This is a genomic window from uncultured Bradyrhizobium sp., assembly GCF_936928535.1.
In the GTDB taxonomy this organism is placed as follows: Bacteria; Pseudomonadota; Alphaproteobacteria; order Rhizobiales; family Xanthobacteraceae; genus Bradyrhizobium.
The window spans coordinates 1-10,343 of record NZ_CAKZHY010000162.1 but is presented as its reverse complement, the minus strand read 5'-3'; the positions used below and the strand labels follow the sequence as shown (position 1 = coordinate 10,343).

Annotated in this window: 10 protein-coding genes and 1 tRNA gene; 7 read left to right on the top strand and 4 right to left on the bottom strand. The window is 60.9% G+C overall.

The window, feature by feature from the left end:
- Window positions 1-166: 166 nt before the first annotated feature.
- The 3 genes from Q0687_RS29895 to rplU form a co-directional block, all read right to left on the bottom strand.
- On the bottom strand, window positions 167-760 hold the full coding sequence (locus Q0687_RS29895; RefSeq protein WP_298885030.1) for a GNAT family N-acetyltransferase: 594 nt from the start codon (window positions 758-760) through the stop codon (window positions 167-169).
- Window positions 761-913: 153 nt separating this feature from the next.
- Window positions 914-1,183: a 50S ribosomal protein L27 gene (gene rpmA, locus Q0687_RS29890; RefSeq protein WP_092234086.1), complete on the bottom strand. Its 270-nt coding sequence runs from the start codon at window positions 1,181-1,183 to the stop codon at window positions 914-916.
- 102 nt (window positions 1,184-1,285) lie between these two features.
- Complete coding sequence (gene rplU, locus Q0687_RS29885; protein WP_298885029.1) at window positions 1,286-1,672, bottom strand: 50S ribosomal protein L21; 387 nt, start codon at window positions 1,670-1,672, stop codon at window positions 1,286-1,288.
- 328 nt (window positions 1,673-2,000) lie between these two features.
- Between rplU and Q0687_RS29880 the strand changes: the two genes are divergently transcribed.
- The 4 genes from Q0687_RS29880 to Q0687_RS29865 all read left to right on the top strand — a co-directional run bounded on the left by Q0687_RS29880 (window position 2,001) and on the right by Q0687_RS29865 (window position 5,202).
- Window positions 2,001-3,152, top strand: coding sequence for an ROK family protein (locus Q0687_RS29880; protein WP_298885028.1), 1,152 nt, complete (start codon window positions 2,001-2,003; stop codon window positions 3,150-3,152).
- Between the two features lie 448 nt (window positions 3,153-3,600).
- Window positions 3,601-3,690, top strand: a tRNA-Ser gene (locus Q0687_RS29875).
- Between the two features lie 105 nt (window positions 3,691-3,795).
- On the top strand, window positions 3,796-4,629 hold the full coding sequence (locus Q0687_RS29870; protein WP_298885027.1) for a hypothetical protein: 834 nt from the start codon (window positions 3,796-3,798) through the stop codon (window positions 4,627-4,629).
- Between the two features lie 102 nt (window positions 4,630-4,731).
- Complete coding sequence (locus tag Q0687_RS29865) at window positions 4,732-5,202, top strand: hypothetical protein (RefSeq protein WP_298885026.1); 471 nt, start codon at window positions 4,732-4,734, stop codon at window positions 5,200-5,202.
- 8 nt (window positions 5,203-5,210) lie between these two features.
- On the opposite strand, the gene Q0687_RS29860 is transcribed toward Q0687_RS29865, so the two are convergent.
- Window positions 5,211-6,224, bottom strand: coding sequence for a hypothetical protein (locus Q0687_RS29860; RefSeq protein ID WP_298885025.1), 1,014 nt, complete (start codon window positions 6,222-6,224; stop codon window positions 5,211-5,213).
- Between the two features lie 428 nt (window positions 6,225-6,652).
- Between Q0687_RS29860 and Q0687_RS29855 the strand changes: the two genes are divergently transcribed.
- The 3 genes from Q0687_RS29855 to Q0687_RS29845 all read left to right on the top strand — a co-directional run.
- The gene (locus Q0687_RS29855; RefSeq protein ID WP_298885024.1) at window positions 6,653-7,792 is read left to right on the top strand and encodes an FAD-dependent oxidoreductase; all 1,140 of its coding nucleotides are present in this window, start codon (window positions 6,653-6,655) and stop codon (window positions 7,790-7,792) included.
- Between the two features lie 93 nt (window positions 7,793-7,885).
- A complete protein-coding gene (locus Q0687_RS29850) occupies window positions 7,886-9,526 on the top strand; it encodes an FAD-dependent oxidoreductase (RefSeq protein WP_298885023.1) in 1,641 nt (546 codons plus the stop codon).
- A 32-nt stretch (window positions 9,527-9,558) separates the two neighbouring features.
- The coding region (locus tag Q0687_RS29845; RefSeq protein ID WP_298885022.1) for a tripartite tricarboxylate transporter substrate binding protein at window positions 9,559-10,343 on the top strand (785 nt) is incomplete at its 3' end.

Genomic DNA, 10,343 nt, shown 5'->3' with positions numbered 1-10,343 from the left:
AACCTCATTCTGGCACACTGATGCCGTAGGGGGCCGTCCACCCCATCACCCCAGGGAGATGTTTGACGAAGACTCGGAGTGGGAGTCTTCGCACCACGAACATTCGTGGTTATGGGTCCCGGCCTTCGCCGGGACGACAGTTGTGTATGTAGCGCCCTCCGCGCCCCTACCTCATCCGCCGCGCGCTGCTCCAGCTCTTCAGCGACGACCACACGCCGCGGGAGAGGCGGAAGCAGTCGACCGGCGTCGAGGAGCCCAGCGCCAGGAAGCGATGCAGCTGCACGCCGCTCCATTGGAAGCCGCACTTCTCCAGCACGTTGCGCGAGGCCGGATTGGTGACGCGCGCGCCGGCATAGAGATGGTCGTCCTCGAACTCCTCGAAGAAGAAGTCGATCGCGCCGCGCGCGGCCTCGGTGGCAAAGCCCTGGCCCCAATGCTCGACGCCGAGCCAGTAGCCGAGCTCGGCATTGTCGGGCGTGGAGCAGTCGATGCCGACCATGCCGACCGGCCCGCTGTCGTGCTCGATCAGGAACACGGTCTCGCTGCCGAGCGCTGATGTGGCGCGGGTGAACTGGACAGCATCGTCCTGCGAATAGGGATGGGGAAGGCGGCGGGTATTCTCCGCGACCCTGATGTCATTGGCGAGGCGGGCGATGGAGACGACGTCGGCCAGGGTTGGCCGCCGCAAGGTCAGCCGTTCGGTGGCGACGACGCTGGGTCTCGCCTCGGCCAAGGTCACGCTCGAGAAGTCCTGCAACATGTCCGGCTCCGTCAAAGTCACTAAGCGAAAAGTGAATTGGTCAAACGAAAGGGGAGGCCGGTTTCCCTGCCTCCCCTGGAGCCTTCGATCTCTGCGATCTCTGGACTCCGCCGGTTCGGTCAAGGACCCGGCGGACTCCAAATGATCCACCGTCTATTCAGCAGCCTCTGCGAGCGGGAGTACCGCTACGAAGGTGCGGCCGTTGGCTTTGGCCTGGAATTCAACACGACCCTCGATCTTGGCGAACAGCGTGTGGTCCGTGCCCATGCCGACATTGAGGCCCGGATGCCAGGTGGTCCCGCGCTGACGCGCAATGATGTTGCCGGGAATCACGCGCTCCCCGCCGAACACCTTGATGCCAAGGCGCTTACCCTTTGAGTCGCGACCGTTGCGCGATGAACCGCCTGCTTTTTTGTGAGCCATGGCTCGTCTCCGAAATCCTGCGTATTTCTAGGTCAATTCCTTGACGGAATCATTTCAAAATTTCTCACGCCTCAATTCGTGAATTGGCGTGATCGATTTCAGTTACTCGGCAGCTTCCTGAGCCGCTTCCTTGGCGACCTTTTCCTTCTTCGGACGCGGGCCCTTGGTGGGCTTCGCATTGTCCGTCAGGATTTCGCTGACGCGCAGCACCGTGATCTCGTCGCGGTAGCCCCGCTTGCGGCGCGAATTCTTGCGGCGGCGCTTCTTGAACGCGATGACCTTGGGGCCGCGCTTGTGGTCGAGCACCTCGACCGCCACCGACGCACCGGCAACCGTGGGCAGGCCCAGGATCGGCGTGTCGCCGCCGACGACCAGAACTTCATTCAACTGCACGATCGAGCCGACTTCGCCTTCGATCTTGCCTACTTCGAGAACATCATCCGGAACGACGCGGTATTGCCGGCCGCCGGTTTTGATGACTGCGAACATCGTTTTTTCTCCGTGTTCAATCCCGGCCTCAAGACAGATGTCAGGGGTCGGCTTTTTGATCAGTCGCTATGGGTTTATGCGAGTTTTGTGCGGGCGGGGATTATCCCCTTGAAAACCCACGCAAAAACAAGCGGCGCGAGAAACGCCCCGCGCCGGTTGTGCGGACTTATAGCCGCGGGCCGCCAGGAGTCAAGGAAAACCACCAAAAACAGCCTGGATTTGAAGGATTTGGGCCATTTCCGCGCCCGACTTGAATCACGACCGGCATTGCAACCAACGGGTTCCCGCGCCGTTGTCCCCGCAATCTGGCATTCGGGCAAGGGCTTCCATGGCAACGGACGAACTGGTCAAGACGACGGGCATCGCCCGTCACGGCGCCGAGCGGCTGCCGTCGGTCGACATCGACAGCTTCAACATCGAAATGAAGGACGAGGACGGCTTTCTCGGCGATCGCGCCAGCAAGGGTGCGTTCCGCGAAATTCTCGACCGCTGGCGCAAGCCGCTGCGCAAGACCGGCGAGGACCCGTTCGGCAAGGAGCCGTCGGAGAACATCAGCAAGAAGACGCTGGACGCGATGCTGGCCGGCGACGACACCGAGGCCTCGGCCGTGGTGCACAGCGCCATCGAGGACTTCGCCCAGGAGCTTGCTTACGTCACGCGGCGTTTCCTGAAGACGAAGGCCTGGGCCAAGACCGAGCGCATCGTGGTCGGCGGCGGCTTTCGCGATTCCAGGCTCGGAGAACTGGCGATCGCGCGCACCGACATCATCCTCAAGGCCGAGGACTTCAAGATCGATCTGGTGCCGATCCGCCATCACCCTGACGAGGCCGGCCTGATCGGCGCGCTGCATCTGGCGCCGTCGTGGATTTTCGAGGCCTATGACAGCATCCTCGCGGTCGATATCGGCGGCACCAACATTCGCTGCGGCCTGGTGGAGACCGGCTGGAAGAAGGCCAAGGACCTCTCGAAGGCCAAGGTCGTGAAATCAGAGCTGTGGCGCCATGCCGACGACGAGCCGACCCGCGAAGGCGCGGTGAAGCGCCTCACCAAGATGCTGAAGGGATTGATTACCGAAGCCGAGAACGACGGCTTCAAGCTCGCGCCCTTCATCGGCATCGCCTGTCCCGGCGTCATCAACGCGGACGGCTCGATCGAGAAGGGCGCGCAGAATCTCCCGGGCAATTGGGAGAGCAGCAAGTTCAACCTGCCGGCAAGCCTGATCGAGGGCATCCCCATGATCGGCGAGCACGACACCGCGATCCTGATGCACAATGACGGCGTGGTTCAGGGCCTCTCCGAGGTGCCCTTCATGCAGGACATCGATCGCTGGGGCGTGCTCACCATCGGCACTGGCCTCGGCAATGCCCGCTTCACCAACCGCCACCGGGAGAACGGCAACGGCAAGGACCGGGATTCTGCGGACGGAAAGAAAAAGTCCAAGGAAAACAACAAGGAAAGCAAGAAGAAGGACGAGGAGTAACCTTGACTGGTTAGGTTAAGGAGGGGATTGCGTTGCGGGAACCCGCCTGCACGCTACGGTCGAACCGTCGTCTCACGCAGGCCTGCGAAGCCGCCCTTCCTGGCCAGCATTTCGAGTGAAGCGGCACGGGACCGCCAGTGTTTACCGCGTCTGGCGGTCCCACCCCGATTTCTTGGCGGCTTCTGGACGGCTCTATCTCGCCTCAAAACGCGAATCTCAATCTCGCCGCAAACGCGAACCTCATCCTGAGGGCCCGCCGAAGGTGGGCGTCTCGAAGGATGGCCGCGGGCGAGCTTTTCGCCAATTTTTTCTCCGTTCAGCTCCAGTCTCCAGGAAAATGGCCTGAAACAGACAGCGGATTTTCCCCTCTCCCGCCTTGTCTGTCCCGCCATCCTCGCCTATTAACGCCCCCAACCACAGGGGCCCTGCTCCTCATATGGCGCCTTCAGGAGAGGTGGCAGAGTGGTTGAATGCACCGCACTCGAAATGCGGCATAGGTGCAAGCCTATCGGGGGTTCGAATCCCTCCCTCTCCGCCATCCCAATTGATACTATTGAGGTTCTACCGATTTCTTGCCTCAGGCTCATCGTCAATGAGTCTCTGACACGCACTGAGCCTTTGATGATGATTGGAGGTTAGAGCATTGCAAAAACTGCTGAACCTCAAGGAATGGCTGACCATCGAAGACGCTGCCCGTCACCTGGGCATTCTATTTGGGGAGGATGTTAGCGAGCACGATGTGCTGCGGCTCGCGTTGGACGGCCACCTCACACTTTCAGTTTACTTCGTAAATCACGCAACAGGCCGTTGCGGCACTGCGGTCCCTGTTCAGGAGGCGGTATCCGAGACTTTGCCAACGCTCGATGGAAAAGACTTCATCCGGTTTCTTTCTGGCCTGCCGATCGATCATGAGCGGGTAGTCAAATGGATGCCCGAAATTGTTACGATCGATGGTGTGTGGGACCTAACGATGCTCGGCCCCGAGCGGTTGGATGTTGAGCACAGATATCAACTTTTGACCGGTGGCCCGGCCGTAAGTTTGCAATCCTTGGAGGCCCCGATCGTTCGTCGCGATGAAACGTACTGCCAGCTTCAATCGCACTTCAGCGACAACGAATTTTGTGACCCGAAAACGCTAAGAAAGCCGTATGACCATTCGGCAAACTACTATCCGGCTGGAGGGCTTCCTGAGGACAGCGTGCTCGTCGTTCGTACGGAGGCGTTGCGCAATCTTGTTTCCCGCGTTTCGAAGCCGATCGAAGCCGAAAAACCAATAGAGCGCCGCGAGCGTAGCACACTATTGATTCTCATCGCAGCTCTGGCAGATATGGCTCGGATCGACATATCGAAGCCCTCCGCTGCTGCCGCGACAATCGAGAGTAAAACCGCTCAAATGGGTGCACGTGTCTCGTCGCGCACCATCGAGAACCATCTTAAGCGCGTTCCCGAAGTGTTGGATAGCCGCACCAACGAGTGAGCGCTACGCAATTGCGGAAATTGCAGCCGCAATTTCGACAATCAAGATCGAAAATGACGTTTCTGCCAATCGCAAGCACGACGAATCATGGAGCGTTGCGGTATGGCAATCGAATGCCTTCCATCGGGCTCTCCGTCGGAGAACCACCCGCAGCGGAAAATCGCCTGCGCGCTCGCGACTGTCAAGAACGTCGCAATAGTCTTGTTCGGCGGCGCGGCGATAGCTAGCCCAGTAGTCATCGGCGCACTTTTTGGATCCGCACTTCTTGGAGCGCTGATCGCCTCTCCTTTGTCGCTCGTTGCAGTTGAAGCCGTAAAGAGGAGTGCCGCGTTTATTGCGCTGGTAGCTCAGCTGACGGCTAAGCTAGACTCGATGTCCGATTGCAAAGTGATTGATTGGTTCGAATCTCGCGTACGCGACTGTGCACCATTCCGCTCATTCGTAATCTCTAACGAGTTTCCGTTGCGAGAAATTGCAAAATCCACCGACGCGCTTGCGTGGATACTTCCCTACATCGATTTTGTAGTTGGAGAAAAGGGCCAAATCCCATTGGGTGATCCCGGCACTTCGTGAATTCCGCGCTACTTCACGAACTCAATACTCCGGCACTTCCAATCATCGATCAGAAATTCAAACGATAGGAAATCGTCATAGGGAATAGAGGCCGCTTCATTGGCCATCGCGACTCGATTCAACAAGAGAGCGCGCGATCCTTTGGAGGTCGACATCCACCATTCACGGCGCATGCAGGTGTGCTCTGCGTATTCGAACGCCATTTGAACCGCGAGCGTTGTGAGCTGCCAGTACGGTTGCAAGCAAAATGATTTGGCAAACCGCCGGCTTGGCTTTTGATCCTTCAGCCATGTGAATACAAGGGCAGGCTTGTTGTCGACGGCTAGAATATGCATGCCGATGTACGCAGCTTCTTCCGAAAAATCCTGGAGCTTCGTTCCGACTACGTCATAGAGCGGACGGAAAGCACACGCCGACAATAAAACAGGCGTTGCATCAAATCGAATGATTGCCGCACGGATTTCGTCATACCTTGAAAGGTTGATCATTTTCTCGGTGCGCTTGAGGTGTTCTTCCGCTGCGATCGCAGCGAGCGACTGGATCTGAAACGCTTCGTAAAACGGTTCGCGTCGTGGATCAGTGCTCAAATACTTTCTTCCCTCGTTAGCGGCTGCGTCTTCTGCGTTTCCTCGAATGTAGACTTCTACTGCCATCGCTCTGTAATGCAGCAAGGTAAGTTGTTCGCGCGTGAAAGTGAGTGCTACGTCCTCCAAAGGCGCAAAAAAAGTCTTGTCATGACGTGCGCAGAAGCACTGCAGGGTTGAGAAGTTGCCGATACCAACGTCTTCCGCAGCAAAGCCGGATCGTTTCATCTGCGCGATAGGTGAAAGGCGGGTAGGAACGGCGTGGACGTGGCCTTGCGCAGCAATTTGTATGAGTTGCGAGCGAGGAATCATGTGCGCGCGAACGATTCTGCCATCGCAGCGGTCCTCGCCAAAGCGCCTGGACAGACACTCTTTGCTATCCAGGATACCTTGATAGCGCTTGAGGAAGCTCCATTGCGTAGGTGTAATTGGTTTCATGGTCTGAATGCGGAGGTAATCGCAGAATTCGTACTATAGCCATGTAGTCGCTGAACTAAATAGCATACACCAGCGTCGACTACGCGGTTCGGTCACCTCGAGAGGTCGGCCAAAACCCGCCAATCAGACTTCCTGCGACAATGAAACTATGCACCTGTTTTGCCCGACGGGTCAAAAGGCCGCGTGACGTCATTCGAAGTAACCCGAGACCATATCAATTCCCGTCTCCCCCACCCCCAAACGGATTCATCACCCTCGCCCTCAGCGCTGCAACATCGCGATCATTGCGCGTCATCAGCGTCAGATCGTGCGTCAACGCGGTTGCCGCGAACAGGCCGTCGTGCCCTCATCACCCTCCCACAGTCCTTGCAAACACGCGGAATCACCACGATGATCGCCGTCATCGTAGCATCGCTCGCGAGGCCTTCATGCGGAAATGCGAAGTCGCCGTGCTGGGTCTGGGGCTCATGGGCGGAGCAGCGCTGGGCGCATTGCTGGATGCCGGCGTCGATGCGCTCGGCTTCGACCCTGTCGCAGCAGGTTCGGATCGAGGCTCGTCACACGGTTCATGTCGAATTTTCCGTCGCTTCAATTTCGAAAACCCCAACTACACCAGCCTGAGTGACGAGGCTCATGCCGGCTGGATCCGGCTGCAGGCCGAAAGCGGTCAAACGGTTCTGATGGAAACCCCTATTTTGGAGGCCGGCCGCCCGGGCTCCGCCATGGTGGCGTCCTCGCGCGCGGCCGCGATCGCGAAAGGGCGGCCGGATCCGATGATGACCGCTGCTGTCGCGAACAAGGAATTTCCGGCTTTCAGCCTGCCCGACGACTGGGACGTCGTCGTGCAGGACGGCGCCGCGATCCTGCGGACCGAGGTCGTCATGAAGCTGATGCGTTCACGCGCCGGGAACCGCGTGATTCCGGAACGCGCGAGCTTCACGCCGCACCACGACGGCGTGTCGATCCGCACCGCGACCCAGGAGTTCTTCGCCGAGCGCGCGATACTGGCGCTGGGCCCATGGCTCGGTCGCGCACTCCCGCGACTGGGCGCGCTGCTGAACGTCACCCGACAGGCGGTCGGCTGGTTCGCGCCTGTCAGCCCCGACACCGTGGTTCCAGGTCGTTTCCCGATCTTCATTCTGGATCGAGGTCCTGATGACACGGTCTACGGCTTTCCGGACTTCGAACAGCGCGGCGTTAAAGCTGCGCCTCACAACCACGGGCCCGTGGTCGGCCCCGACGACTGGGGTCCGCCTGCCAGCGATGCCGAGCTCCGCCCGATCGGCGAAGCGTTGGCGGCCCTCGTCCCTGATGCGGCCGGGCCCATCATCGATCGCGACGTCTGCCTCTACACCAACACCGCGCCCGCCGACCGCCTGCCCGATGCGGGCGAGGAATTCATCATCGATCGCTGGCCGGAGTCCCGCCTGATCGTCTGCTCCGCGTGTTCCGGCCATGGTGCGAAGTTCGCGCCCGCCATCGGGCAAAGGCTGGCTCGCCTCGCCACCGATCCGTCCTACGAGGCAGAACCCTTCTTCCAGCTTTCCCGATATTCTCAATTCGCCTGAGCGGATACTGCTACGGTGACATCTGCATAAAAACGCGCACCGTCCGGGGATAAACTCCGGCCAAGACAGCGGCGCGAGGGAATGGAGACTGACATGAGGACACAGGTCCTGATCGTGGGGGCCGGCCCCGTGGGATTGACGGCGGCGATGGATCTGGCCTCGCGCGGCATCGACGTGGTCGTCGCCGAGATCCGCCATGCCGGCGATCCGCCAAACGTCAAATGCAATCACGTCTCGGCGCGCTCGATGGAGGTGTTCCGAAGGCTCGGCGTCGCCGCCAAGCTGCGCGATGCGGGCCTGCCCGCAGACTTCCCGAACGATTGCTCCTATCGAACCACGGCAACAGGCATCGAACTCTGCCGGATCGACATTCCCTCCCGCGCACGGCGCTACAGCGCAACCGGCGGCCCCGATACGTGGTGGCCGACGCCGGAGCCGCCGCACCGGATCAACCAGGTCTATCTCGAGCCGATCCTGTTCGCGCACGCCGCTGCGCAAACGCGCGTTACGATTCTGGCGCGCACCGAGATCACCGACATCGCGCAGGATAACGACCAGGTGGTCGCGCAGGCGCGCAACCTCGACAGTGGGGAGACGATCCGCATCGAAGCGAGCTTTGCGATCGGCTGCGACGGCAGCCGCTCGCTGGTCCGCAAGGCGATCGGGGCCGGCCTATCAGGAACGCCTGTCATCCAGCGCGTGCAGTCGACCTTCATCGAAGCCCCGCAGCTGAAGGAGTTGATGGGCGCGCATATCAAGGCCTGGATGGTGCTGTCGCTCAACCCGCATCGCTCCGGCACCACCGTCGCGATCGACGGTCACGACCGCTGGCTGATCCACAATCACCTCAAGCCCGATGAGCCGGAATTCGATTCCGTCGATCGCGATTGGTCGATCCGTGCCATTCTCGGCGTCGACGAGCGCTTCGAATACAAGATCCTCAGCAAGGAGGATTGGGTCGGGCGCCGGCTGGTGGCCGATCGCTTCAGGGATCGCAGGGTGTTCATCTGCGGCGACGCCGCGCATTTGTGGATGCCCTATGCCGGCTACGGCATGAATGCGGGCATTGCCGACGCCGTCGATCTCTGCTGGCAATTGGCGGCGCATCTGAACGGCTGGGCGTCGCCTGCGATCCTCGACGCCTACGAGGCGGAGCGTCAGCCGATCACCGATCAGGTGTCGCGCTTTGCGATGGACCACGCCATGAAGATGATGGCGCAGCGCGGTGGCGTCTCCGCCGAGATCGAGGACGACACGCCGCGCGGCCAGGCGGCGCGCGCCGCGCTTGCGAAGGCGGCCTACGATCTCAACGTGCAGCAATATTGCTGCGCCGGTCTGAACTTCGGCTATTACTACGACGCCTCGCCGATCATCGCCTATGACGGCGAGACGCCGCCGCCCTATGCGATGGGCAGTTTTACGCCCTCCACCGTGCCGGGCGCCCGCGCGCCGCATTTTTTCCTGCACGACGGACGATCGCTCTACGATGCGTTCGGCGCAGGCTACAATCTGCTGCGGTTCGACCCGGCGATCGATGTCGGGCCATTGCTATCCGTCGCGGACGCGCGCCGCATTCCGCTTGAAATGATCGACGTCGCGCCAGACGAGGCTGGCGGTGCCTATGCCGAGAAGCTTGTGCTTGTCAGGCCCGATCAGCACATTGCCTGGCGCGGGCAGGCGGCGCCTGACGATGCTGGGGCGCTGCTGGCGCGCCTCACCGGTGCGGCGGCATAAGCAACTCACAAAAGGATATCAGGGAGGAGAACGTGTCTCACGTCACAAGACGCCGCATTCTGGCCGTGCTGTCGGGCGCGGCTCTCGCCGTGCTGACCCTGCAGGCCGCTCGCGCGGCCTATCCGGAGCAGCTGATCAAGATCATCGTGACCTTTCCGCCCGGCGGCAGCGCCGACACCGTCATCCGGGCACTCGAACCTGTTGTCACCGCCGAGCTCAAGCAGAATCTCGTGATCGAGAACCGCGCGGGCGCCGGCGGCAATATCGGCATGGCGGCGGTCGCGCAGGCAAAGCCGGATGGTTACACGCTCGGCGTCGCGCCGGCCGGCGCGCTGACGGTGAACCCGCATCTCAATTCGTCGATGCCGCTCGATCCAAAAGATCTCGCGCCGATCACGCTGCTTGCGGAAATTCCCTTTGTGCTGGTCTCGTCAGCGGACGTTAAGGCGCACAATGTCGCGGAGACGGTCGCACTCGCCAAAGCCAAGCCCGGCGCGCTGTCGATCGGCCATGGCGGCAATTCGACGGCGATGCATCTGACGGCCGCGCTGTTCATGCAGAAGGCCGGCATCGACATGGAGCTGGTCCCGTATCGCGGCACGGCGCCTGCTACCGTCGACGTCCTCGCCGGGCATATCCCCTTCGCAGTGCTGGATATCCCCGCGTCAAGGCAGCTCATCCTCGAGGGCAAGCTCAACGCGATCGGCGTGTCCTCAGGCCGGCGCCTGGATTCGCTGCCCAACGTGCCGACCCTTGCCGAAAGCGGCCTTGCCGGTTTCGAATCCATCGGCTGGTTCGGGCTCGTGGCGCCGGCGGG